This window comes from Arthrobacter sp. GW822-FHT05G07, assembly GCF_058799755.1.
Genome location: NZ_JBXALT010000005.1, coordinates 213,847 through 238,948, shown reverse-complemented (window position 1 = coordinate 238,948; position 25,102 = coordinate 213,847). Strand labels below are relative to the sequence as shown.

Here is a 25,102-nt window from a genome sequence, read left to right as displayed (position 1 = left end):
TGATCAAAAGGCCGGCGCCCCATGGGCGCCGGCCTTTGGGTTTAAGCAGGCCAGTCAGCACCGACACGCACAAGCGGCGGCCGACATCAGCGGCGACTGGCCGAGGTGGCGATGACCGTGACCGCGTGCTCAACCGCGTAGACAGGGTCCCGCGACTCGCCCTTCACTTGGGCATCGGCTTCTGCAATGACTTGGATGGAGCGGATCAGGCCTTCCGGGGTCCAGCGGCGGACATCACGCTGGGCCTGTTCCACAAGCCACGGCTGCATACCCAGGTTTTTGGCGATGGTGGCGGGTGAACCGTTGGCACCCGCAACTTTGGCCAAGGTCCTCAGCTTGGCAGCCAGTGCTGCAACCAGGGGAACCGGATCAACGCCGGTGGCCAAGGCGTGGCGCAAGGTGGACAGTGCAACCGGTCCGTTGCCGGCCATGGCAGCATCGGCCACCTTGAAAGCCGTAGCTTCAACTCGGCCGCCGTAGTAGCGCTCAACAGTCTCGGCTGTGACGGCTGTGGTGGCGTCGGCAATCAACTGGCTGCAGGCAGCAGCAAGCTCGGAAAGATTGGCGCCCACCGCATTCACCAAGGCCTGGACAGCCTCGCCCTCAATGCGTCGTCCGCCGGCCCTGAACTCGGAGACGACAAACGCGGTCTTGTCAGAGTCTTTCTTCAGGGGTTGGCAATCGATGACGGGCCATCCGGCGGACTTGACGGCGTCGAGCAGCTTCTTGCCCCGGACTCCCCCGGCATGGCGAAGGACGAGGACAACGTCTGGGTCCGGATGCTGAAGGTAGGCCAATCCGTCGGACAGGAAGGCGTCATTCATGGCCTCGAGACCCTCGACCTCGATGAGCTTGCCCTCGCCGAAGAGAGACGGGGTAACGGTCATCGCCAACGACCCGGCCTCATAGGCACCCGCGTTCAACCGGCTGAGCTCAACATCCGGTGTAGCGGTTCGCACGTGGCTACGGATGCCGTCCATGGCGCGGATACCAAGATACTCTTCCGGGCCCATGATCAGGACTACGGCGGCCGGCGCCGCATCACGCCAGCTGACGGTGTTCGCCGCGACGCTCTTGGCCCGGGTGTTTTGGGCAGCAGCCACTGGTAGTTCCTTCCGGACGTTTCTTTGCAGGCTTCAAGTCTGCCATGTTTGGTGATGACCCCGCGCTCAAGAAGCAACACGATGATGTGGTGCACGCCCAGGACACGGCCCCACACCCCTGCCGGGTGCAGCAACATCCAAACGATCGGGATGCTCAAAAGTGACATGGTAGCCATGGCCACCACTCCAGCCGGGCCTTCGGCCCACGGCAGGGCCGCCCCGGGCATATGGGCGAAGAACCTCGCCATACCCGCCACGGCACCTGCACATGTTCCCGCAACGGCGATAGGTACCACTGCCAACCAAGGAAGGGTCGCAGCCAGTGGAACGGCGATCGTCCCAAGGATAGTCACCGGAGCCACCAAAGGACCGGCCACCACGTTCGCGATGAGTGCGTAAGGAGTGCACTGTGGTTGAAGGGCCACAATCACCGGGCCGCACAGCAACTGGGCCGACAACGGTACGGCCACCCCGGCAGCCAACCACCGTGGCACGCTGGAAGGCATCCACGACGCAACGCGCGTGGCCAGCAGCACGATACCCAGCGTTGCCAGGACGGACAGGAGGAACCCGACATTTGCCGCCATGCTCGGATCGAGCAGCAAAAGAACGATGGTGGCAAGGCAGAGGAAAGTGAGGGACCTGCCCCGCAGGCCACCGAGGAGGGCAGCCAGCCCCACGGTCCCCATGACAGCAGCACGTAAAACACTCGGGTCCGGCCCCACCATGACAACAAAAGCCATAAGACCGCACGCCGCCAAAACTCCGGCAACCGGGCGGGTGAGCCTCAGGCATCTCGCCAGCAAAATGAAGCCTCCCAGCACCAGGCTGCAGTTTGCACCACTAACTGCGGTGAGATGTGTCATTCCGGTGGTCTTCATATCCGCCTCAAGACTTTCCAGCAGGGCGGTGGTGTCCCCCGTGACCATTCCCGGCATCAGACCGGCCGCGTCCGGAGGCAACCAACTCGACGCTGCCACAAACTGTCGACGTACCTCACCGGCGGACCGTCGGACATCAAAAGCCGACGTCATGATGATGGGAGCGGAGGACGCGGACAGGAGAGCTGCCTGTGTTTGTCCTTCCCGCACAGCCTTGAGTGTTCCTGAAGTTCTAATGCTTTGCCCGGGCCGCACGTCTTGCCAGCCAGTTCCTCCAACAACCATCACCTCTGCGGAACCACGAATGACAGTTCCGTTGGATGTGAGCTCAAGCGACGTCGCAGTCACAGACCATCTGTTTCCACCGGATTGGCTCGGCATGGGGACCTCCGCAGGCATTCCTGTGACCAGCAGTTGAATGAAGACACCGCCTCCCCTTGCCACCGCCTCAGACAATGGGCCGGTCTCCCGCGTGTTGGCCACAACAGCACAATGGACAGCTACTGCTGCACCCAGGACACAGGCGAGGGCTAAGGTGGCAGCCATCGTTCCGGCACGAACCGATGCCGCTCCGCGACGCCGCGCCCCAACCAGGAGCAGTCCCCCGACCGCGGCCAGTACTCCTGCCACAGAGGCGGACCACGCTGCGTCGATGAAGGCTCCGGCAAGTGCAACGGACCACGTGACCAGCACGGCAGGAACAAGCCGCAGATCCGTGCGCTTCGATGCCGTCGCGCCCCCAGCGGGTTCAACCGTTCCTGCCACCGGATCAGCCACCCTGCACCGTCACAAGATCCTTGAGAGACTCCATGAGCTTAGGACCGATGCCATCAACGGCGTCAAGTTCCTCCACGGATGCAAATGGGCCGTGCTCTTTCCGCCAGTCAATAATGCCTTGCGCAGTCACCGGCCCCACTCGGGGCAGCGTCCCCAGTTCTTCCAGTGAGGCAGTGTTGATGTTGACCTTGGCACCTCCGGCCGCAGGGCCGGCCGTTGCACCGGGGCTACCGGAACCGCCAGCTAGTGGCGATGGCGGAGGCTGCGGGACCTCCCCTACTTTCGGCACATGAATCTTGACCCCATCACTTAGCACCTCAGCAAGGTTGAGCCCGTTGAGTTCGGCGTTGGACGCAGCACCCCCGGCCGCATCTATCGCCTGGAAAACCCGGCTGCCCTCCGGTAAAGCCACCACGCCGGGCTTCTGCACGGCACCGGCAACGTGCACAAGAAGGCTCCTCCCAGCCTCCCTGGCCTCTGGATGCTGGGACTCTGACGGACTTGGTAGCCCGGGGCCCGCTGACATCGACGGTGTGAGGGGTTCAGAAATTGGCTGCCCCACGGCCGATTGCCACAAGTGCCAGGCAATAATGCCAGCTCCTACAACGGCGAGCAGGGCGGCAACCCGCCAAGGGGTTCGCCAACGAGTCCGCGCAGGACGGGTCTCGGATTTTCGATATGAGTGATCAGTCGTCGGATCCGCCTCGAGGGGCAGCTGTAAGAGCGGAGGTGTCTGGGGGTTCGCCCCGAGACGAGAGGCAAAACGCTGCCGGACTGCCTGCGCTGCGGCATCTGGGGACGTATCCCGGTTCCGGCGTGGCATGAAACGAGCCTATGACCGCCGCTGTCCGCCCGACGGGGACGAGGTGCTCTATGTGGATAAGACGAGCGAAGGGTCAGTCTGTTGGCGTGCTGCTCTCCCCCACGATGACTGCAAGAACACCTAAACCTGCATGTGCTGCCAACACAGCCGGCAGTGCGCTGATTTGAGGTGCCGGGCAATCCGGGCACTTCTCGCTAAGACGGGCGGCCAAGGCTTCTGCCTCCAACTGATTGCCAAAGTGGTGAACCGCCAATCGCTGCTGCCCGGCCGGGCGGGATGCCACGTCTGCTGCAACGATCTCCTCCAAACGGGCAACGGCGCGCACAGCGGAACGGACCTTTTCCAGCGGTACGATCCTGCCGCCGTCGACCGCCAGGATGGGTTTGATGGCCAGGACAGTACCGAACAGGGATGCTGCCGCGCCGATGCGCCCGCCCCGCCTCAATTGTTCGAGGCTGGGCACGTAGAAGTAGACCTTGGTCCGCTCCATGCGCTTCTCGGCGAAGCCGCGGACTTCTGCCGCTCCTTGGCCATCGGCTGCTGCCACCACTGCACTTTGGACTCCCATGCCTTGCGCCATCCCCACGGTGCGCGAGTCCACGACTTCAACCGGGATGGTGACGCGTGCGGCAGCCAACCTTGCGGCATCGGCGGTTCCGGAGAGTTCGGAGGAAATGTGGATGGACACCACAGCCTCAAATCCGTGGCGCTGCGCAGCGAGGTACGCCTGTTCAAACTGGCCAGGCGATGGCCGTGAAGTTTTCACCGAAGCGCCTGAGGCAAGAGCCAAAGACAGGGTCTGCGTGATGTCGTCTTCGCCTTCGCCGTAAATTTCGTTGCCCACCATAACTGGCATCGGAACAACCGCCAATCGGCCGTCCGCGGTGAAAGCAGACACCCAGTCCGACGGCAGGGCCGCGGCGGAATCGGTGACGACGGCAGTTTTGACGACGGCGGCCAGCGGCACGTCAGCGACAGGAACCGGTGCCGCGGGCTGCCGGAGGCGCGCCACTCTTTCCTTGAGCCATATCCATGCGGGTGGTTCTCGCTCAGGCACGCAACCTCCAAAGATGATGGCTGGCCGCCGGCAGAATGCCGGCGGCCGCACTATCCCTGCTAGGCAGGAACGATGTTCACCAGTTTAGGTGCCCGCACGATGACTGTACGGATGCCGCGGCCGTCCAAGGCACGCTGGACGTTCTCCGAGGCCAGGGCGAGCTCACGCAGCGAGTCCTCGGTGATGTCCGGCGAAACGTCCAGACGGTCGCGAACCTTGCCCTGCACCTGGACCACAGCGGTCACGGTGTCCTGCACCAGCAGTGCATCGTCGTGCTTCGGCCAGCCTGCATTCGCAACGGAAGCCGGGTGACCGAGCGTGTTCCACAAGTCCTCGGCCGTGTAGGGCGCAAAGAGGCTCAGGATCACGGCTACGGCTTCCACCGCTTCACGAACAGCCGGATCTGCGGCGCCTGCCCCCGAATCGATGGTTTTGCGCGTGGCATTGACCAACTCCATCAGGCGGGCAACCACGACGTTGAACTTGTTGTTGTCCAGCAGTTCAGCGGCATCGGCGATGGTCTTGTGGGTCACGGTGCGCAGGGCACGGTCACCTGTGGCCGGATCAACGCCCGGTTCGCTGCTGACGTCCTGGCCGAGGCGCCAGGCGCGGGCCAGGAATTTGGCCGAACCGGACGGCGAAACGTCCGCCCAGTCGACGTCGTCCTCAGGTGGGGAGGCGAAGACCATGGTGAGGCGAACGGCGTCGACACCAAACTTGTCCAACTGCTCGCCCAAATCCACGCCGTTGCCGAGGGACTTGCTCATGGCCTTGCCGCCGTTGAGCACCTGGCCCTGGTTGAGCAGCGCCGAGAACGGTTCGTTGGCCTCGATCAGGCCGATGTCCTTGATGACCTTGGTGAAGAAACGTGCGTACAGCAGGTGCAGGATGGCGTGTTCAACGCCGCCCACGTACTGCCCGACCGGCATCCAGTTGTTGATCTTTTCGGGATCGAACGGGCCTTCGGTGTAGTCCGGCGATACGAATCGCAGGAAGTACCAGGACGAGTCCACGAACGTATCCATGGTGTCAGTATCACGCTGCGCTGCACGGCCACAGTTGGGGCACTCTACGTTGACCCACTCGACGGCGGCGGCCAGTGGGGAGGTCCCCTTCGGCGACAACGCCTCACCGCGCAGGTTGTCGGGCAACCTGACGGGCAGCTGGTCATCTGGAACGGGCACTTCGCCACATTCGCCACAGTGGATGATGGGAATGGGGGTACCCCAGAAGCGCTGGCGGCTGAGCAGCCAGTCACGCAGCCGGAAGTTGACGAACTTTTCGCCGGTTCCGAGCTTCTCGAGAATCTCGATCGCTGCGGGAATGCCTTCGGACTTGGAAAGGCCGTCCAACTCTCCGGAGTTCTTGAGCGTGCCTTCACCTGCAGTGGCAACGCCGGTCTCTGCGGGGTCCTCGTCACCGGTATCCAGTACCGCACGAACGGGCAGCCCGAAGGTCCTGGCAAAGTCGAGGTCGCGCTGGTCGTGTGCCGGGACGGCCATGATGGCGCCCGTGCCGTAGTCGGCCAGGACGTAGTCAGCGGCCCACACCGGGAGCTTTTCTCCGTTGAGCGGATTGATGGCGTAGCGGCCGGTGAAGACGCCGGTCTTCTCGCGCTCGGTGGACTGGCGCTCAATTTCCGAGAGTGCCTTGACCTTTTCGCGGTAGGCCATGAGTTCGTCGTGGTGTTCAGGCGTCACCAAATCCAGCGCCAAATGCGCGTCGGCTGCGACAACGAAGAACGTTGCACCGTAGAGGGTGTCCGGACGGGTGGTGAATACGGTGACTTCGCGCTCGGCACGGTCCGCGGTGGCTTCAATGACGAACCGCACGTGGGCGCCTTCGGAGCGGCCGATCCAGTTGCGTTGCATGGCCAGAACGCGCTCGGGCCAGTGACCTTGGAGCTGGTCCATGTCTTCCAGCAGGCGGTCGGCGTAGTCAGTGATCTTGAAGTACCACTGGTTCAGGGACTTCTTGGTGACAGGCGTGCCGCAGCGTTCGCAGGCACCGTTAACTACCTGCTCGTTCGCGAGCACGGTGAGGTCCTTGGGGCACCAGTTGACGGGCGAATCCTTGCGGTAGGCCAGGCCACGCTCGTAGAAGCGCTTGAACAGCCACTGCGTCCACCGGTAGTACTCGGGATCCGAGGTGTGGAGGCGGCGGGACCAGTCGGCAGAGATTGCGTAGCGCTTGAACGACGCTGCCTGCGTATCGATGTTCGCGTAGGTCCACTCGCTGGGGTGGGCATTGCGTTTGATCGCAGCGTTCTCAGCGGGGAGGCCGAAAGAGTCCCAGCCGATGGGGTGCAGAACGTCGAAGCCCTTCTGACGCAGGTAACGCGCTACGACGTCACCCATCGCGAACGCTTCGGCGTGGCCCATGTGCAGATCGCCGGAGGGGTAAGGGAACATGTCCAGCACGTAGCGGCGTTCCCGGGAACCGTCGTCGGCGGGAGTGAAGACCTTAAGGTCTTCCCAGACCTGCGGCCACTTGGCTTCCATCGCAGCGAAGCTGTAGACGCCTTCTTCAGGCGCTTCCGCTGCGGCTGTTTGTGCTGTCCCGGTCTCTGTCTCCGGCTTAACGCTCACTGCTGCCCTCTTCTGTTCTTCGATGGCGGTTTTCCCTCCTGCTGCGGTCCCGGATACCCCCGGACACACAAAAGCCCCTCAACAATGGAGGGGCGGCCGCACGGCTAGTGAAAGCCGAGCGGCTAGCTAAGCAGAAGGATCGCACGCATAGATCTACAATAGCGCACGATCAACGTTCCACTCACCGGCAAATCATGGTTGGCGGCGCGGCGCACAGCGTCGAAAAAGGGGCCGATGACTCCCCGCCATGGTGTGGTGGCACCCGCGGTGGGCCCCCACCTGCGAGGGCCCCACCGCGAGCTTGTGAGCGGCGGGAGCAGCTGGGGACGGGCGGGCGGGAGTCATCGGCCCCTTTTTTGAACTACTTCACGTCTTCGTCGACCCAATCCATGGACTTTGTCACGGCCTTCTTCCAGAGTCGAAGCTGACGCTCCTGCTCCTCTGCCGGGAGCTGGGGCTCCCAGCGCTTGTCTTCGTTCCAGTTGGCGCTGAGCTCGCCCAGGTCTTTCCAGAATCCGACGGCCAGGCCGGCTGCATAGGCTGCACCGAGGGCCGTGGTTTCCACAACCTTCGGGCGAACTACAGGTACGCCCAGGATGTCTGCCTGGAACTGCATGAGTGCCTCGTTGGCCACCATGCCGCCGTCGACCTTCAACTCGGTGAGCGGAACGCCCGAGTCGGCGTTGACGGCGTCGAGAACCTCACGCGTCTGGAATGCAGTTGCTTCCAGTGCTGCGCGGGCAATATGACCCTTGTTGGCGAAGCGCGTGAGTCCGACGATTGCACCGCGTGCGTCTGCTCGCCAGTACGGTGCGAACAGGCCGGAGAAGGCCGGCACGATGTAGACGCCGCCATTGTCCTCGACGGCGGCAGCCAAGTCCTCAACCTCAGGAGCGGAGCTGATCAGGCCGAGGTTGTCACGGAGCCACTGGATCAGGGACCCGGTGACGGCGATGGAACCTTCAAGGGCGTAGTGCGGCTTGGCGTCCCCCAGCTTGTATCCAAGGGTGGTGAGCAGGCCGTTCTTTGAGTGAACGATCTCTTCGCCGGTGTTGAAGATCAGGAAGCAGCCGGTGCCGTAGGTGTTTTTGGCTTCGCCGGGCTGGAAAGCGGCCTGCCCGAAGGTTGCTGCCTGCTGGTCTCCGAGGATGCCGGCTACCGGCGTTTCGCGGAGCAGCTGCGAGGTGTGCACGTGGCCGTATACCTCGGAGGACGACTTGATGGCAGGCATCATGGAGGCCGGCACGCCGAAGATGTCCAGGATCTCCTGGTCCCACTGCAGGGTCTCGAGGTCCATGAACAAGGTGCGGGAAGCGTTGGTCACGTCAGTGACGTGCACGCCGCCGTCCACGCCGCCGGTCAGGTTCCACAGAACCCAGGCGTCAGTGTTGCCGAACAGGAGGTCGCCGGCTTCGGCTCGTTCGCGGGCGCCGTCCACGTTGTCCAGGATCCATTTGATCTTGGTCCCAGAGAAGTACGTGGCCAAAGGCAGGCCGACCTTCTGTTTGAAGCGCTCCACGCCCCCGTCTTGAGCCAGTTCATCCACGATGGACTGGGTGCGGGTGTCCTGCCAGACGATGGCGTTGTAAACGGCCTCGCCGGTGTTCTTGTCCCAGACGACCGCTGTTTCGCGTTGGTTGGTGATGCCGACGGCGGCAATGTCGTGGCGTGTCAGGTTCGCCTTGGACAGGGCGGAGCCGATCACCTCGCGGGTGTTGTTCCAGATTTCGGCGGGGTTGTGCTCCACCCAGCCGGCCTGCGGGAAGATTTGCTCATGCTCCATCTGGCCTGTGGACACGATGTTGCCCGTGTGGTCAAAAACGATGGCGCGGGAGCTGGTGGTGCCTTGGTCGATGGCGATGACGTATTGATTCATGGTGACGTCCTTGTCTTGGTTGTTAGCTAATCAGTGGTTATCTACAGCGTGCGGATAAGTGAGGTGCGTTCGGGATTAGCCGGCGAGTGCAGGCATGATGTCAGGGACCCAGAGGGCCACGAGGCCGGCAAGTGCTCCGCCAACAAGCGGTCCTACAACGGGAATCCATGAGTAGGCCCAGTCGCTGGTGCCCTTGCCCTTGATGGGGAGGACGGCGTGCGCGATGCGGGGGCCAAGGTCACGTGCAGGGTTGATGGCATAGCCGGTGGGGCCACCGAGGGAAACGCCGATACCAACAACAAGCAGTGCGACAGCCAGCGGGCCGAGACCCGAGGGGGTGCCGCCAAAGGTCAGGATGACGAAGACCAGGACGAAGGTGCCGATGATTTCAGTGATCAGGTTCCACGGGGTGGAGCGGATGGCCGGTCCGGTGGAGAAGGTGCCCAGCTTGTTGGCTGCCAGGGGCTCCTCATCGAAGTGCTGCTTGTAAGCGAGCCAGCAGACAACGGCACCCAGGAACGCGCCCAGGAGTTCAGCGCCGAAGTACGTCAGGGTGGAGGCGAAGTCCACCGGCACACCGGGTGCGTACTCTGGCTTGCCGTTGACCAGCAGGCCTAAAGTGACGGCCGGGTTAAGGTGCGCACCGGACTTTGCGGCCACGAAGACGCCCGCGAAGACCGCAATACCCCAGCCCCACGTCACCATCAAGAATCCACCGTTGTTGCCCTTGGTGCCTTTGAGCGCAACGTTTGCCACGACACCGCAACCCAGCAGGGTCAGCATCATGGTTCCGAATACTTCGGAAAGGAAAACAATTCCAAGAGACATCTTTGACTCCTCATTTTTCTGTTGTCAGCCTCCTCGCGGGTGAAGAGGCTGTTGGGACGGTTCCGTTGTCTCCGGAACCGTCCCGGTGTGGTGGTCCCCTGGCGGGCCCACCTACCCCATTCCGTCCCTACCGCACGCTGGGACGGTCAAGCTGTTTCCGCTGCTTGGTGTCAGGCTACGAGACTGTGCACGTCAACCTTGTGGAACCGTTGCAGTACCTCTTGGGCGTGGCGGATCTCCGCTTCACGGGCAGCGGCGTCCCAACCGAGCGGCTCGGCCAACGCTGCGGCGATCTCGTTGAGCAATTCGCCGGTGACCAGCCCACGGAACGCGAGTGACGTCCTGCGAATGAGGACATCCACCAGGTGCCCGATTTGCTCGTGCTCGGCCATGAAAGCCAGCTCCCGAACGCTCAGTTCGCGCGTGGAACGCAGCGGCGTGTCATGTCCCGCGTTCAGGTAGTCAATGACGGCGTCTGCCCGGGTTCCGTACCGGGTCAGCAGCACGGCTACGCGGTCAGCGTCCAGGCCCGGGCCCATGTGCTTCTTAATCCATTCCTGCTCGCCCTGTTCTGAGGCAGGGAAGCCGGCGCCGCCGCCGATGGCGAGTTTCGCCGTCGAGACTTTGCGTTCCATGCCCAGTTCGCGAAGGACGTCATTGCTCATGTGTTCGGCCAGGGCGCGGAACGTGGTCCACTTGCCGCCTACCAAGCTGAGTACGACGGCGGCCTTAGCGCCTGGTGTTGGGACGGCGTCGCCGCCGGTGCGGACGCTGCGTTCGATGCGGTAATCGCGTGAGACGAATCCCGGCTGCGTTTCGTCGTGGCGCGGCAGGGGCCGAACTCCGGCGAAACTGTAGACGATCTGCTCCCGCTCCACCTTGATGGTGGGGAACACGTGGCCGACGAGGTCGAAGAAGTAGTCGATCTCTTCATCCGTGCACACTGCGTCTTCGGACATATCAGCGTCCACATCCGTGGTGCCGACCAGCACGCGGTCCCCCATGGGGTAGATCAGGACGATGCGGCCATCGGTGTGCTCGAAGAAGATCTCCCGGCCGTTGCACGCGGCGAGCAGTTCCGGGTGGTCAAGGACGATGTGCGATCCTTTGGTGCCGCCCATGAACTTGCTGACGGCGCCCATGGCCTGGTTGGTGAGGTCTACCCAGGCGCCGGTGGTGTTGACGATGACGTCGGCCTGGAAGTCGAATTCCTTGCCGGTCAGTTCATCGCGGAGCCGCACTCCGTCCGAACCCATGGAGACAAGCGAGACGTAGTTGCTGGCGCGGGCGCTTCCTCCTGGGAGTCCCCCACCTCGGCCTGCCTTCTCGCCATCCTGGAGGACGTCGAGGGTGAGGCGCTCGGGGTTGTGAACCGAAGCGTCAAAGTACGTGGCCGCGTACTTGATGCCGGAGTGCAGCTTGGGGAGCTCGGCCAAGGCCTTTGTCCGGCCGCGGAACTGGTGGCGGGGTACGCTGCCGCCGTCGCGGGAGAAGAAGTCGTACATGCTCAGGCCAACCTTGATGAGGAACGCGCCACGCTCCTTGGGCTTGCCCTGTTTGTGGGTGAGGAAGCGCATGGGTGCGGACAGGATGCCGGAGAACGTGCTGAAGATCGGGATGGTGGTCTGCAGTGGCTTCACGTAGTGCGGCGCAATCCGCAGCAGACGGTTGCGCTCAACCACGGATTCCTGGACCAGGCGGAACTCGCCGTTTTCGAGGTAGCGGATGCCGCCGTGGATCATGTGGGACGAGGCGCCACTTGCACCTTGGCAGTAGTCACCGCGTTCAACAAGCGCTACGTCGACGCCTTGAAGGGCGAGATCGCGGAACGTTCCCACACCATTGATGCCACCGCCGATGATGAGTACCTTGGCCGAAGGCCGCTCCTGCAACGCAACGACGGAGTCGCGCTGTGTGTGCTGTGAGGTACCGGAAATCCTGTTGTGTCCCAAAACTGCTCCCTTGGGCTTGGTTCGTGCGCCGCGCCACTCGCTGCTGCACCGTTCACCACTAATCTTGCGAAGGTGGAAAATGGAGTCAAGCTATATGCACAAACGTGCAGTAAGGAAATGAGATGGCACGATCACGTCACTCGGATGCGCTCCGGGCTGCACAGATGTACTACCTGCAAGACCTGACCATGGATGCCATTGCCCGGGAGCTGAGGACATCCAGGTCCACGGTGTCCAGGCTGTTGTCTTCGGCGAGGGAAACAGGCTTGGTTCAGGTTCAGATTCGAAGCCCTTTTGATACCGGCCCTGAGCTGGAAAGCCAGATCCGGAACCAGTACGGCGTGGACGTCCACGTGGTTCCGGTGCTGGACACGCTCAACGAAGCAGAGACCCTGGACCGCGTAGCCATGCAGGCTGCACGAACAATAGGCCCTCTGGTGGACTCGAATGCCATCATCGGTGTGGCCTGGGGCGCGACGCTGAGCGCCGTCAGCCGGCACCTCACCCGAAAGATGACCCACGACAGCATCGTGGTCCAGCTCAATGGCGCTGGAAACATGCAAACCACCGGAATTACCTATGCCAGTGACATCATGCGGCGCTTCGGCAGTGCGTACGGGGCCCGCGTGGAACAGTTCCCTGTTCCTGCGTTTTTTGATCACGCCTCCACCAAGACAGCCATGTGGAATGAGCGCAGCGTTCAGCGCATCCTGGACTTGCAAGCCCGCATGAGCATCGCAATCTTCGGCGTCGGGTCTGTGGATTCGGATTACCCGAGCCATGTCTATGCCGGTGGTTACCTCGATGAACACGACCTCACCATGTTGGCCGCCGACGATGTGGTGGGCGACGTAGCCACGGTCTTCTTCAGGAGCGATGGATCCTCTGATGGCATCACCTTGAATGAGAGGTCGACCGGGCCCAGCCATGAACAATTGCGGCAAGTCAGGCGCCGTATCTGCGTGGTCTCCGGCGCATCCAAGATCAACGGCCTCCAAGGAGCCTTGGCTGCGGGGCTGGCGACGGACCTTATTCTGGACGAAGCCTCAGCCCGACGCCTGGTGAGTTTCAATGGTCATTCCTGAAGCAATCGTGCAAGGAATGGGTAGAGTCGTTGCTATGAGATCCCCATCCAAGCTGACATCAAACAGGCTGGCATTGAATAACGGCGTACAGATGGAACGCATGGGATACGGGCTCTACAAAGTTCCCGCCAAAGACGCAGAAGCTTTGGTGTCCACGGCTTTGGGTGAGGGCTACCGGCGATTTGATACTGCAGCGATGTACGGCAACGAGGTAGGGGTGGGCCGCGCCCTCGGCGGCGCTATCGGCGATGCCGCGGAAGCCAACAGGGGTACCGGCGGCTCTGGAGAGTCGGTGCACTCACTTGCACGTGAGGACCTCTTCGTCACCACCAAGGTCTGGAACGACGATCACGGCTACGATGCCACGCTCCGCGCATTCGATACGTCCATTTCAAACCTTGGCCTCGACTACGTGGACCTTTACCTCATTCATTGGCCGTGTGCCGGCCGTGGCCTTTATGCGGAAAGCTACAAAGCCATGGAGACCCTCTACCGTGAAGGCAAGGTGAGGGCGATCGGTGTTTCCAATTTCCAGCCCGGACACCTTGAAGAACTCATGCAGAAGGCCGAAGTTGTCCCCGCGGTAAACCAGATCGAGTTGCACCCTTGGTTGCAGCAAACCAGGCTGCGGACCTTGCATGAACAGTTGGGGATCGCCACAGAGGCTTGGAGCCCCCTCGGCCGTGGGCAGGTCCTGGCTGACCCTGCCATTGTGTCGCTCGCCGAGAAGTATGGAAGGACCCCGGCCCAGATCATTCTGCGCTGGCATCTTCAGCTGGGGAACCTGGTCATCCCCAAGGCGAGTTCGGCGGGACGGATCAAGGAAAACTACGCCGTCTTTGATTTTGAACTGGACGCCGCGGACATGGACGGCATAGCCACGCTCGAACGCCACCATCGGACCGGGTCCCACCCGGACAACGTAAACTAGGAACAAACGAATGGACAACGTGGACACCGCGCACTCCCCACGAGGTGCGCAGGCCCCCAGCGAATTCTTCAGCAAATCCTTGCAGGGGCGGACCCATGCCTCGGACGTTGAGGTGGACGGCAGCAACGTAGCGTACTGGACTTACGAACCGGTCATGGTCACTCCAATGACACGCACCATCCTGGTGATCCATGGCTTCCGGGGAGACCACCACGGGCTGCTGCGCGTGGCCGATCAACTTCCGGAGATGCGGATCATCATGCCGGACCTGCCCGCCTTCGGGAGTTCGGAGCCCTTCGTCGACGATGAGCACAGCGTTGAACGCTATGGAACGTTCATCTCCGGTTTCATGGCCGCCCTCGACTTGGATGACAAGACTGTCCTGCTGGGCCACTCCTTCGGCTCAATCGTGGCCAGCCACTTCACCGCCGCGAATCCGGGAACCGTCTTTCCGCTGATCCTGATCAACCCCATTGCTGCGCCCGCATTGGAAGGCCCCAAAGGCATCATGACCAAGCTTGCGGTGCTGTATTACCAGGCGTCCGCCAAGCTTCCCCGCCCTCTGGGACTGGCCGTCCTTCGCAATCGGCTGATCGTTCGCATCATGAGCATCACCATGGCCAAAACCAAGGATAAGGGCCTGCGCAGTTTCATCCACGGCCAGCATGACGCCTACTTCAGTGCCTTCGCGGACCGGAAGAGCCTGCTCGAATCGTTCAAGGCTTCCGTCTCAGGCAATGTGGCCGAGGTCGCCGAACAACTTACTCTCCCCGTGCTGTTGGTCGCCGGCGAGAAGGATGAAATAGCCACTCTCCCCAACCAGTACAAACTCATGAAACGACTACCTGACGCAAAGCTGGAAGTGATTCCCGGCGTCGGGCATTTAATCCACTATGAGACGCCGGTTCCGGCGGCAGAAGCAATCCGCACCTTCCTGGAGGAACATCCCGCGTGAAAATTGTCATCGACGCCCGCTTTACCCGAACGGACCACCACGATGGCATCAGCCGCTACGGTTCCAGCCTCATAGCCGCAACGTCCAAAATCGCCGACGTCACCATGCTGATCAGCGACAAGCGCCAACTGGCCCTGCTGCCCGACGTTCCGTATGTCATGGTCAACAGCCCCTTGTCTCCCTTGGAGCTGTTCGTCGCCCGCAAGGTCAACCCCCTGGGTGCCGACGTGGTGGTGTGTCCCATGCAGACCATGGGCACCGTGGGCCGCCGATACGGGCTGGTACTGACCCTGCACGACCTCATTTACTACGAACACCCGACTCCCCCGGGCTTCCTGCCTGCCCCCGTGCGCCTGTTGTGGCGCCTCTACCACAAGGCGTTCTGGCCACAGCGATTCCTGCTTAACCGGGCGGACATCGTGGCTACCATCAGCCGCACCACCGAGGCCCTCATAGCCAAGTACAAGCTGACAAAGCGTCCCGTGCGCATTGTGGGCAACGCACCCCAACCGGGCCAGACAGCGCGCGACCCCGAGGCAGGCGCGGACAAGTCCCTGCTCTACATGGGTTCGTTCATGCCGTACAAGAACGTGGAAACCATGATCCGGGGTATGTCCGGCCTGCACGACTACACCCTTCACCTGCTCAGCAGGATCACTCCGCAGCGCAAAGCAGAACTGGAGGCGATGGTTCCTGAGGGAGCCAAGGTCCTTTTCCACAACGGTGTTACTGATGCCGAATACGACGAACTCCTCCTCAGGGCCACCGCGTTGATCAGCCTGTCACGAGCCGAAGGGTACGGTTTGCCGTTGGTGGAGGCGATGGCCTTGGGCACCCCCGTTATCGCAAGCGATATTCCGATTTTCCGTGAAGTGGGTGGGGACGCCGTCAGCTACGTCCACCCCGAATCGCCGACGGAATTCGCGGCCGCTGTGACGGCCCTTGCCGACGACGCACTTTGGCAGCAACGCTCCCGCCGGTCCGCGGAGCGCGCGGCAGAATTCAACTGGGACGAGTCTGCGCGGCAGCTCGTGGCTGCGGCGGAAGAAGTCGTGGCCCGGCGCGCACGCAAGACCCGGGAACGCGCTTAGCGCACTCCCAGGTCCCGGGGCGGCAGCCTGTCATCCAGTAGTCGCTCTTGACGCAGGCTGGTTGGTTACGGAGGATGCAATCTCTTCGTAGGGCCGCAGTCGGAACAGGGCGACGGCCGCGAGGAGGACCACCACGGCCACTCCGATGTAGAGCTGGTGGGGGTTCCATCCGTTGTCAAGCAGCGCGCCGACCGCAATGGGAGCGAGGATGGCACCGGCCCGGCCAATACCAATCCCCCAGCCCACACCCGTGGTGCGGACACCAGGCTCGTAGGTCATGGGAGCCACGGTGTAGAGGCCAGCGATGCAACCGTTGACGAGCATCCCGACGACCACGCCGGACGAGAACGCCAGCAGCGGCAGGGGGCTTGTGGTGATGAACAGGACGAGGGTCACGGCCGAGAGCACCGTGAAGACCATGAGGGTCAACCGCGCGTCCCACCGGGTGGTGAGCACGCCGAAGAGCAGCGAACCGAAGGTTCCGCCCATGGTGAGCATGAGTCCCCCGATGATGCCCTGCTGCTCCGTCATCCCTGATTCCACGAGCAGCCGGGGCGTCCATGAGTTGGCGAAGTAGAAGCCGAACATGATGACGAAGAAGGAGATCCAAAGCAGGATGCTGGCCGTGCGGTACCGCGGGCTCAGGAGCACGGCCACGCTGCCCTGCTGCTTACCGGCACTCACAGGGGCAGGACCGGGATTGACGTCACCCTCGAGACCCAGACGGCCGGCGATGCGCTGGAGCTTCCCGGCCGCGCCCGCCGGTCGCCGGGTGCGGAGGTAGTCGACGGACTCTGGCATGAGGACAACCACCAGAGCGATCGCCAACAGAGTCAGCAGGCCACCAACGAGGAACACGGAGCGCCACCCGAAGGCGGGGATGAGCTGGGTCGCTCCCATCCCCCCGAGCGTGGCACCTACTCCATAGCCCGCGGTGAAGATGCTGACGGCCATACCGCGACGGCGGGCATTGGCGAACTCACTCGTGATCACAGTCGCAGAGGCGAGGATGCCGCCCACACCCAGTCCTGTGACGACGCGCCATAGGCCGAGCTCGAGCGCGGAGTTCGCTGTTGTGGACAGCAACAGTCCGACCGCGTTGATCGCCAGTGCGACGATGAGGATCTTGCGCCGGCCGTAGCGGTCCGCGAAGGGCCCGAGGACGAGCGAACCCACGGCCATACCGATGAGGCCCGCGCTGAGCAGCCAGCCAAGCTGGGAACCGGAGAGTCCGAACTCCTTGGTCACGGATGTGGCTGTAAAGGCCATGGCCAGCACGTCGTAGCCGTCGAGGGCGTTGAGGAAGGTGGTCACCGCGATGATGATCCACTGGTAAGACGACATCTTGGATGCGTCGATCTGGTGTCTGATGTCCATGGTACTGATGCCTCTCAGGGAACGTCGATGGTGAGGATGGTGGGACGGGGCGTCAGGACTGTGCCCGGTTCGGCAGCGACCACCCGCGAGACGCAGCAACACATTTTGGTGGTGGGTTCCTTCTGGCGGTCCGAGTAGAAAACGTCGCGGTGGTCGATCCGTCCGGCGAGCTCAAGGACCTTGACCTGGCACAGGCCGCACTCGCCCTTGCGGCAGTCCGACATCATGTCCACACCATCGCGCTCGAGGGCCTCCAGCACGGTCTCATCGGAGCCGACATGTGTCTCTACCCCCAGCCGCGGTATCCGCACGGTGAATGGTTCTGCCTCGTACCAGCCGCTGTTGCCGAAAGTCTCGTAGCGCAGGTTTGTGGGCTCGAGCTCCCGCTCGGTCCATGCACGGCGGACAGCGTCCATGAGCCGAATGGGCCCGCACATGTAACACTCTGCGTCCTCGGGGGCTGAGCCCACGAGGGCCCGGACGTCAAGGGGAACCCCCTCCGCGTCGATGTGCGCCTCGAAGCGGTCTCCGTGCATGGCGGCGAGGTCATCCAGGTAGGCCATCGCATCCCGGGAGCGGGCCACATAGACGAGGCGGTAGTCGGCGCCGAGGCGGCGCAGCAACGCGGCCATCCCGGCGATTGCGGTGATGCCGATGCCCCCGGCAAGCAAGACGTAGGAGGGGGCTCCGATCCGCAGCGGGAAGTTCTGCAACGGCTGGGTGATCTCCAGGCGCTGCCCGGGCTGGAGAGAGTGCATGAACACGGATCCGCCGCGGGAGGTGGGGGTCCGGAAGACGCTGAGGGCGAGGTGCGTGCCATCGTCGGCGGCATTGACCACGGAGTATGAGCGGACGTGCTGCTCGCCTTCGATGGTCGTGCGGACATCCAAGTGCTCGCCGGGACGAATGGCGCAGGGACGCTCCGGACGCAGGACGATGCGGCGGATGTTCTCGGCCACGTCGGATACGGCGTCGACGACGGCCTGCTGCCACAGGATGTGATGGGAATCGGCCACGGTTTTCTCCCCTGCTCAGCTGCCCGGCAGGGCGGCGAGGCGGCCCTCGACTTCGAGCGCACGCTCCAGGAGCCGGCGCACCCACATCCCGCCCATGTCGATGTTGAGGTTGTAGAACTCGTAGTCGGGGTTGGCGTCGATGGCCGCCTGCTGCGCAAGGAGCATGGCCTCGTCTTCGCCGAAGACCCCGTGCACGCCGTTGCGCAGCTGTGTGGTGATGAGCTGGCTCTCCAACCGGTAGTTGCGCATGAACGCCCAGAAGTAGTGGCAGGAACGTTCGGTCTCCGGCGTGATGGTGTTCATGACGTAGCCGTTCACCCCGCGGGAGCGGTCGCCCTCGGGGGCTCCGGTCCCGGCCTCGGCGACCCCGACGTCGATGCAGATGGTGGAGGGGAAGTAGTAATGGATGATCTGCCAGCGGTCCACCTTTCCCTCGAAGTCCGGGAACTTGTCCCGCATGTTCTTCAGCCAAAACGGTGGCGCGTCAATGTTGCGCATCCAGCGGGTGACAGTGACGGATGTCTCGTCGTGGGTCACCTCGAACTCGGACTCGGACAGTTCCTCTTGCCCGATCGAGGAGCTGTGCACGAACTCCTCGTGGGTGAGGTCCATGAGGTTGTCGAGGACCAGCTGGTAGTTGCATGGGGCGTGGATGGTCTCGCCGTCTCCCGCCCACTCGGGGCTGTCCAACTGGTGCATGTCCGGCAACAGGCCCGGGTCGGCCTTCGTAGGATCACCGAGCCAAACCCACACATAGCGGTACCGCTCGACCACAGGGAAAGAGGGCACCGTGGCTGAGGGATTGAGGGTTTCCTGCGCAGGCATCGAGGTGCAGCGGCCAGCAGCGTTGTAACGCAGCCCGTGGTACGGGCACTGGATCTCGTCACGGCCCACGAGTTTCCCCTGGGAGAGCGGGGCAAGACGGTGCCAGCAAGCGTCGGCCAGTGCGACGGCGCGGCCGTCTCCTGTTCGGTAGAGGGCCAGAGGGCGGCCGGCGATGGTGCGGGCCAGAATCCCTTTGGCGGAAATCTCATGATCCCACCCCGCCACGAACCATGCGTTGAGCGGAGAGGGCAGGAGCTTGGCGGTGGATGTGGTCTTTGTTGCAGAGACAGTCATGAAGCGGTCCTCATCTTTGAGCGGGCCGGAGAGAAGAAAATAACTATCAACATAGTTATTTGGTGACGTGAGACACATACTATCTATCTCGATAGTGGTTTGCAAAGCTCTTCTGGGGCTAAGCTGTAATTGCCGTCCTGAAAGGAGCGCCTGTGACCCTTCGCTCAGCTCTGCTGGCACTGCTGTCCTCAGGTCCGCTGACAGGCTACGACTTGGTCAAGCAGTTCAGCTCTTCCGTGGGCCACGTCTGGCACGCCCCCGACTCCCAGATCTACCCGGAGCTGCGAAGGATGCACGCCGAGGGCCTACTCTCCAGCAGGCCTGTGCCGTGGGGCACCCGCGGAGCGACGAAAACGGAGTATGCCCTTGCGCCGGCAGGCGAGGCGGCTCTGATCGAGTGGCAGAATCAGCCGCTCACCTACGTCCGGGACCGGGACCCTGCGCGCCTCAGGGCCGCTTACTTCGAGTGGGCCCCGTCCGGCGTGGCGGCTGCGCAGCTGCGAGCTCACATCGCCCATTACGACGAACAACGCCTCCAAACTCTGTACATGATCCAAGCTCTCGAGCAGCGCACCCATCCCACGCTTGCCCGGCGCCTCGCCCTGTACTCCGAAGAGGAACGAGAGCATATTGTCCGCTTCAAGGTCTTCGCCTATGAAGGTCAGCTTGCCCATGCCGAGCAGGAAATCGCGTGGGCGAAGCGCGGCCTGCAGATACTTGAAGATATAGAGAACCCCGGAACGTCTGATCCAGTGAATGAACCAGGGACCTAGAGGACGTCTACGCCGTCCAAGCGCAACTGAACGGGTCCTGAGGTACGCTTAGCGGCATTTGCTACCTTCACGGCCCGCATGGCACGGGTGGCGGTCGCAGCGTCAGCGTAGGGAATGAAGTAGAGGGTCCTGACCTCCGAATCGCTCTCTTCGGCTGACGACTGGGCTCCTCCAAACAGGTGCACCGGCGCAGGTCCGGCTTTGCGAAGTTTCGGTGCCGACGCCAACTCGGCGTTGGCTTCCAGCGCGTCACTGAAATGCACGACGTCGGCCCTTGCGCCTGTCACGGAAGCTACCCTGACTGCGGGTGGCAGCTGCAGTTCCTTCCGAAGCGCCAGTTCGCGCGATGCGTAGCCGGAAGCATCCCACCGCAACAGTGCTCCCGTCGCCGCGGTGTCATCCGCAGTAATCACCACGAGCCCACCTTGGCTGGCTGGCTTCACGAGGGAGGCGGCATTGAACCACCGGCGAACAGTGTCCTCCCCCGCCCGCAGATTCTCCCGCCGGAGCAGCGAGTTGCCGTCCAACAGCAGGGCAGCCGCGTAACCGTTTGGGGCAACAGGCTCGGCACCCACCGTAGCGACTATCAGTGCGGGTGCATCCGGGACTGTTGCCTTGATGTGTTCGCCGGAGGACGTCACGACGGCCTTGCCGGGGAAGGCCCGTCCCAATTCCTCGGCAGTACGCATGACTCCAGCCGCTCCACGGCGCAGCTTTGTCCCACTGCAGTGGGTGCAACGCCATTGAGGAGCGGGGGTGGAGCACCACCGGCATGCCGGCATCGCGGAACTGCTGGACACGGCCAAGGGGCCCCGGCAGGCGTTGCAGCGCGCTAGTTCCCGGCACGTCTCGCACACCAAGGACGGGGCGTATCCCGCGCGGGCTACCTGGACCAGAACCGGGCCGCGCTCCAGGCCCTCCTTTGCCGCACGCCACGCCGCGCCAGGCAAACGCGCAATGCGCGCCAACGGATCGCGCTCTTGCTCGAAACTGTCCGCCGTGTTGAGAACCCGGGGCACCGTAGAGCGGACATGTGTGCGCGGAGCTTCAATGGGCACTGCCCACCGCATTTCAACGAGGCGTTGAAGTTCAGTGCTGCGGCTATGGGACGCCATGAGGCAGGCGGCATGCTCCTGCTCGGCGCGGAGCAGAAGGACCTCCCTGGTGTGTGCATAAGGAGCCCGTTGCTCGATGTGGAGGTCGTCGCCGTCGTCCCAGCACACCACCAAGCCAAGGTCGCGGACGGGAGCATACGCCGCCGAACGTGTGCCGATGGCGACCCCCGCCGCACCGGTCAATAGACGCAGGAAATTCCGGTAGCGAGGCGTTTGCCCATCATCCGCGGTGAGCCGGGCGACGTCCGAAGACGGCAGGACGTTGGCAAGCGCCGCCTCCAACTGCTCAAGATCCCGGTAATCCGGCACTACCACCACGGCTCCCCGGCCTGAGGAACGGACCGTGGCAACGGCTGACGCCACGAGGGCGGGCCAACCACCAGGACCGAACCCTTGTAGGGCCGTCAGGACAGCCTTGGGCGAACCACCACTGGCTAGGTGCTGCAGGTACGGCGCTCCGTTGGAGTACGCCGCCCACGCACGGGCATCCGTGAACGGTTTCAGGTCCGCTGCGTCGGCGTCGAGATCTCCGGCCAAAAATTCCTTCTCCACCTTGGCCACACGGGGAGGCACAGCCGTCCGGAGAACATCGCTGAGCGTACCGGCGTACCGGGCAGCGACCGCGCCGGCCAACTCGGAGATAGCAGGGGTCAGGACAGCCAGCGGGGACACGACTTTATTCAGGACCGTCAGCGGATGGGCTGCATCCGAGTCCACACGCCGCTCGACGATGTAACCATTGAGCTCCTGGCCGTTGAACTTCACCTTTACACGAACACCGGGAACCGCAGTTTCGGACAGCTCCGCGGGAACGCTGTAGTCAAAGGGCCTGTCCAAGTGCGGCACGGAAGACTCCAGGACGACGCGCGCAACGGGATTCACAGCTGCCAACGGAGGTCCGTTGACAGGAACCCGGTCCGGGAAACCTTGCAGCAGCGAGGGTTGAAGCAACGATGGCTGGGCCTCGTGTCCTGCCATACTTCACCTCCACCTCATCGCGCGGAAAACCACTGCGCACCATCAAGACCACTGCGCACCATCAACTCCACTGCGCACCATCAACACAGATGCCCGCAGCGGGATTGACCCGCTACGGGCATCTCTCTGTCTCCAGCCAACCACGAAGCACCGACAAAACAACATCAGCGATCAGGACCGGCCTGACGAAACAGCAATCAGGCGTTGAAGTATTCCTTCAGGTCAGCCACCCGGTCCAAGCGCTCCCATGTGAAGTCGGGTTCATCACGGCCGAAGTGACCGTGAGCCGCCGTCTTGGTGTAAATGGGTCGCTTGAGGTCCAGTGCGTCGATGATGGCACGCGGACGGAGGTCAAACAATTCGTCGATGGCTTCACTGATGCGGGCAGGGTCAACAGTCTCCGTGCCGAAGGTCTCAACGTAAGTTCCAACAGGGCGTGCCTGGCCGATGGCGTAGGCAATCTGAATCTCAGCACGCTTGGCCAGTCCGGCGGCCACCACATTCTTGGCAACCCAGCGCATGGCGTACGCGGCTGAGCGGTCTACCTTGGACGGATCCTTGCCGGAGAAGGCGCCACCGCCGTGGCGTGAGAATCCACCGTACGTGTCCACGATGATCTTGCGGCCGGTCAGGCCCGCGTCGCCCACGGGTCCTCCGATGACGAAGGCGCCGGCCGGGTTCAAGATGTTTGCAGTCCGGGCGATATCCAGGTTGGACGCCGACAGAACAGGATCGATCACGTAGCTGGCCAAGTCCGCACGAAGCTGATCCAGGCTCGCTTCTTCTGCGTGCTGGCTGGAGATGACTACCGTTTCAACGGAAACCGGCCGGTCGCCGTCGTATCCTACGGTGACCTGGGTCTTGCCATCCGGGCGCAGGTAAGCCAACTCGCCGTTCTTGCGGACTTCGGTCAGACGCTCGGAAAGTCGGTGGGCCAGCCAGATGGGCGTGGGCATGTAAGACGCCGTCTCATCGCTGGCGTAGCCGAACATGATGCCCTGATCGCCCGCGCCCTGGAGGTCGTAGTCGTCCTCCTGACGGCCTTCGCGGGCCTCGAGGGAGTTGAAGACGCCACCTGCGATGTCGTTGGACTGCTGGCCGATGGACACGGACACACCACAGCGGGCGCCGTCGAAGCCGTTGGCCGACGAGTCGTACCCAATACCCAGTATGGTCTCGCGGACAATCTGCGGAATTTCAACATAAGCGTCGGTGGTGACCTCACCCGCTACGTGCACCAGGCCTGTAGTGGCCATGGTTTCGACGGCCACACGGGACTCAGGATCAGCAGCCAGGAGCGCATCAAGGATGGCATCGCTGATTTGGTCGCAGATCTTGTCCGGGTGCCCTTCAGTGACCGACTCGGAGGTGAAGAGCCGGAGCTTGGACGGGGTGCCATGGTGTTCATGGTGCAGCGGTAAAGTCACTCGACCACCTTACTGGGTTGCGGGACGACGATATCTGCCGTGTGTCCCTTTGCTAAGAATTCGGGTGTGTGCTCTGTTACAAAGCCGGGAAGACCCGCGCAAGTTCGGCGCCCACCCGATCGATCACCGCGGCGGCGACATCGGCTTTGGTGCCGGCGGCCGACTGCGGCTCCGCTCCGTGACCGGACAGGATCACCACGGAATTGTCATCCTGGCCGAAGACGCGGCCAATACCCACCTGATTGACCACCAGGAGGTCGCAGCCCTTGCGTTTGAGTTTGGCCGTGGCATGCTCCAGGACGTCGCCCTGGGCGTCGCCTGTTTCGGCCGCGAAACCCACTATCAACTGCTGACCACCCTCGGCGTTGCGGCGTTCCACCAGCTCATGCAGAATGTCCGGGTTCCGGATCAACCGCACAACGGGCGCGTCCTCGCCGTCGACCTTCTTGATCTTGGTGTCCGACACCTCTGCCGGACGGAAGTCCGCCACGGCGGCGGCCATAATCACGACGTCGGAGTCCACCGCCGCTTTCAGCGCCGCCTCCCGCAGTTCCAAGGCTGATTCAACGCGGACAAGCTCAACGCCGGCAGGCGGATCGACGTCCATGTGCGCGGCGAGGAATCTGACAGTTGCCCCGGCAGCCAAGGCTGCAGCAGCCAGTGCCGCACCCTGCTTTCCTGAGGACCTGTTTCCCAGGAAGCGGACAGGGTCAAGCGCTTCCCTTGTCCCGCCGGCGGAAATGGTGACGGTACGGCCTGCCAGGGAGGCGTGCGCGGCAGGCGCTGCCTTCCCTTCGCCCTCCACGGAAGCCTCGGCCAAAGCCATAGCCGCAGCAAAGATCGCTTCCGGGTCCGGCAAGCGGCCGGGGCCTGAGTCAGCACCCGTGAGTCGACCGGAGGCAGGCTCGAGCACCGTCACACCTCGGCTGCGCAGCGTCTCCACGTTGGCCTGGGTTGCGGCGTGCTGCCACATTTCCGTGTGCATCGCAGGAGCGAAGAGCACTGGACCGTGGGCCATCAGCAGCGTGTTGGTGAGGAGGTCCCCCGCCTGTCCGGTTGCTGCTTTGGCCAAGAGGTCGGCCGTGGCTGGAGCAACCACGATCAGGTCTGCATCATGCCCCAAGCGGACGTGGTTGACCTTCTCAACGTCGTCAAAGACGCTGTTGCTCACAGGGTTGCCGGACAGGGCTTCCCACGTGGCCACTCCGACGAACCGGGTAGCAGCTTCTGTGGGAATGACCGTTACCTTGTGGCCGGCTTCAGTAAAAAGCCGGAGGAGCGATGCAACCTTGTAGGCTGCAATCCCTCCCCCGACTCCGAGGACTATGCGCACGTGACCTCCGTCAACAG

At 63.0% G+C, this 25,102-nt stretch carries 19 protein-coding genes; 5 read left to right on the top strand and 14 right to left on the bottom strand.

Features of this window, described 5'->3' with window-relative positions; translation table 11 throughout:
* Positions 1 to 86 precede the first annotated feature (86 nt).
* From holA to AC1RJY_RS10290, 8 genes are all read right to left on the bottom strand, one after another.
* Positions 87 to 1,103, bottom strand: coding sequence for a DNA polymerase III subunit delta (holA, locus tag AC1RJY_RS10325; RefSeq protein WP_043470307.1), 1,017 nt, complete (start codon positions 1,101 to 1,103; stop codon positions 87 to 89).
* Positions 1,022 to 2,749, bottom strand: a complete 1,728-nt coding sequence (locus tag AC1RJY_RS10320; RefSeq protein WP_498602254.1) for a ComEC/Rec2 family competence protein — start codon at positions 2,747 to 2,749, stop codon at positions 1,022 to 1,024. The genes holA and AC1RJY_RS10320 overlap by 82 nt, the downstream gene beginning before the upstream one ends.
* 4 nt (positions 2,750 to 2,753) lie before the next feature.
* The gene (locus tag AC1RJY_RS10315; RefSeq protein ID WP_286139663.1) at positions 2,754 to 3,209 is read right to left on the bottom strand and encodes a helix-hairpin-helix domain-containing protein; all 456 of its coding nucleotides are present in this window, start codon (positions 3,207 to 3,209) and stop codon (positions 2,754 to 2,756) included.
* 448 nt (positions 3,210 to 3,657) lie between these two features.
* Positions 3,658 to 4,641: a DegV family protein gene (locus tag AC1RJY_RS10310; protein ID WP_498602253.1), complete on the bottom strand. Its 984-nt coding sequence runs from the start codon at positions 4,639 to 4,641 to the stop codon at positions 3,658 to 3,660.
* Positions 4,642 to 4,700: 59 nt separating this feature from the next.
* Positions 4,701 to 7,229 (bottom strand): leucine--tRNA ligase, encoded by a 2,529-nt coding sequence (gene leuS / locus AC1RJY_RS10305; protein ID WP_498602252.1) that lies wholly within the window; start codon positions 7,227 to 7,229, stop codon positions 4,701 to 4,703.
* A gap of 361 nt (positions 7,230 to 7,590) precedes the next feature.
* The gene (gene glpK, locus AC1RJY_RS10300; protein WP_498602251.1) at positions 7,591 to 9,105 is read right to left on the bottom strand and encodes a glycerol kinase GlpK; all 1,515 of its coding nucleotides are present in this window, start codon (positions 9,103 to 9,105) and stop codon (positions 7,591 to 7,593) included.
* A 75-nt stretch (positions 9,106 to 9,180) separates the two neighbouring features.
* Entirely contained in the window at positions 9,181 to 9,933 is a 753-nt protein-coding gene (locus AC1RJY_RS10295) for an MIP/aquaporin family protein (protein ID WP_011774933.1), read from the bottom strand.
* A gap of 170 nt (positions 9,934 to 10,103) precedes the next feature.
* Entirely contained in the window at positions 10,104 to 11,885 is a 1,782-nt protein-coding gene (locus AC1RJY_RS10290) for a glycerol-3-phosphate dehydrogenase/oxidase (RefSeq protein ID WP_498602250.1), read from the bottom strand.
* A 122-nt stretch (positions 11,886 to 12,007) separates the two neighbouring features.
* Between AC1RJY_RS10290 and AC1RJY_RS10285 the strand changes: the two genes are divergently transcribed.
* Genes AC1RJY_RS10285 through AC1RJY_RS10270 form a run of 4 tightly spaced genes read left to right on the top strand, consistent with a single transcriptional unit; the run spans position 12,008 to position 15,947 of the window.
* Positions 12,008 to 12,970, top strand: a complete 963-nt coding sequence (locus tag AC1RJY_RS10285) for a sugar-binding transcriptional regulator (protein WP_011774935.1) — start codon at positions 12,008 to 12,010, stop codon at positions 12,968 to 12,970.
* Between the two features lie 34 nt (positions 12,971 to 13,004).
* Positions 13,005 to 13,901: an aldo/keto reductase gene (locus AC1RJY_RS10280; protein ID WP_210063774.1), complete on the top strand. Its 897-nt coding sequence runs from the start codon at positions 13,005 to 13,007 to the stop codon at positions 13,899 to 13,901.
* Between the two features lie 10 nt (positions 13,902 to 13,911).
* Positions 13,912 to 14,856: an alpha/beta fold hydrolase gene (locus AC1RJY_RS10275; protein WP_210063773.1), complete on the top strand. Its 945-nt coding sequence runs from the start codon at positions 13,912 to 13,914 to the stop codon at positions 14,854 to 14,856.
* Positions 14,853 to 15,947, top strand: coding sequence for a glycosyltransferase family 4 protein (locus AC1RJY_RS10270; RefSeq protein ID WP_011774938.1), 1,095 nt, complete (start codon positions 14,853 to 14,855; stop codon positions 15,945 to 15,947). Before AC1RJY_RS10275 ends, AC1RJY_RS10270 begins: the two co-directional genes overlap by 4 nt.
* Positions 15,948 to 15,977: 30 nt before the next feature.
* Here AC1RJY_RS10270 and AC1RJY_RS10265 read toward each other — a convergent pair whose 3' ends face one another.
* The 3 genes from AC1RJY_RS10265 to AC1RJY_RS10255 are packed head-to-tail and all read right to left on the bottom strand — an operon-like array spanning position 15,978 to position 19,459.
* The gene (locus AC1RJY_RS10265; protein ID WP_210063772.1) at positions 15,978 to 17,324 is read right to left on the bottom strand and encodes an MFS transporter; all 1,347 of its coding nucleotides are present in this window, start codon (positions 17,322 to 17,324) and stop codon (positions 15,978 to 15,980) included.
* A 14-nt stretch (positions 17,325 to 17,338) separates the two neighbouring features.
* A complete protein-coding gene (locus AC1RJY_RS10260) occupies positions 17,339 to 18,340 on the bottom strand; it encodes a PDR/VanB family oxidoreductase (RefSeq protein WP_498602249.1) in 1,002 nt (333 codons plus the stop codon).
* Positions 18,341 to 18,355: 15 nt separating this feature from the next.
* Positions 18,356 to 19,459: an aromatic ring-hydroxylating oxygenase subunit alpha gene (locus AC1RJY_RS10255; protein WP_210063770.1), complete on the bottom strand. Its 1,104-nt coding sequence runs from the start codon at positions 19,457 to 19,459 to the stop codon at positions 18,356 to 18,358.
* Positions 19,460 to 19,611: 152 nt separating this feature from the next.
* On the opposite strand from AC1RJY_RS10255, the gene AC1RJY_RS10250 reads away from it, so the two are divergent.
* A complete protein-coding gene (locus AC1RJY_RS10250) occupies positions 19,612 to 20,232 on the top strand; it encodes a PadR family transcriptional regulator (protein ID WP_011774941.1) in 621 nt (206 codons plus the stop codon).
* On the opposite strand, the gene AC1RJY_RS10245 is transcribed toward AC1RJY_RS10250, so the two are convergent.
* The 3 genes from AC1RJY_RS10245 to coaBC all read right to left on the bottom strand — a co-directional run bounded on the left by AC1RJY_RS10245 (position 20,229) and on the right by coaBC (position 25,085).
* Positions 20,229 to 22,325 carry a primosomal protein N' gene (locus AC1RJY_RS10245; RefSeq protein WP_014921970.1) on the bottom strand — a complete coding sequence of 699 codons (2,097 nt, stop codon included), beginning with the start codon at positions 22,323 to 22,325 and terminating at the stop codon, positions 20,229 to 20,231. The genes AC1RJY_RS10250 and AC1RJY_RS10245 overlap by 4 nt on opposite strands.
* 197 nt (positions 22,326 to 22,522) lie before the next feature.
* Entirely contained in the window at positions 22,523 to 23,752 is a 1,230-nt protein-coding gene (gene metK / locus AC1RJY_RS10240; protein WP_011774943.1) for a methionine adenosyltransferase, read from the bottom strand.
* A 76-nt stretch (positions 23,753 to 23,828) separates the two neighbouring features.
* A complete protein-coding gene (gene coaBC / locus AC1RJY_RS10235; RefSeq protein ID WP_011774944.1) occupies positions 23,829 to 25,085 on the bottom strand; it encodes a bifunctional phosphopantothenoylcysteine decarboxylase/phosphopantothenate--cysteine ligase CoaBC in 1,257 nt (418 codons plus the stop codon).
* Between the last annotated feature and the right edge of the window lie 17 nt (positions 25,086 to 25,102).

Bases quoted from the DNA above. Each gene is read 5' to 3' on its own strand.
- glpK (WP_498602251.1), bottom strand. From the start codon at position 9,105: ATGAATCAATACGTCATCGCCATCGACCAAGGCACCACCAGCTCCCGC.
- AC1RJY_RS10295 (WP_011774933.1), bottom strand. From the start codon at position 9,933: ATGTCTCTTGGAATTGTTTTCCTTTCCGAAGTATTCGGAACCATGATG.
- AC1RJY_RS10285 (WP_011774935.1), top strand. From the start codon at position 12,008: ATGGCACGATCACGTCACTCGGATGCGCTCCGGGCTGCACAGATGTAC.
- AC1RJY_RS10280 (WP_210063774.1), top strand. From the start codon at position 13,005: ATGAGATCCCCATCCAAGCTGACATCAAACAGGCTGGCATTGAATAAC.
- AC1RJY_RS10275 (WP_210063773.1), top strand. From the start codon at position 13,912: ATGGACAACGTGGACACCGCGCACTCCCCACGAGGTGCGCAGGCCCCC.
- AC1RJY_RS10265 (WP_210063772.1), bottom strand. From the start codon at position 17,324: ATGGACATCAGACACCAGATCGACGCATCCAAGATGTCGTCTTACCAG.
- AC1RJY_RS10255 (WP_210063770.1), bottom strand. From the start codon at position 19,459: ATGACTGTCTCTGCAACAAAGACCACATCCACCGCCAAGCTCCTGCCC.
- AC1RJY_RS10245 (WP_014921970.1), bottom strand. From the start codon at position 22,325: ATGGCAGGACACGAGGCCCAGCCATCGTTGCTTCAACCCTCGCTGCTG.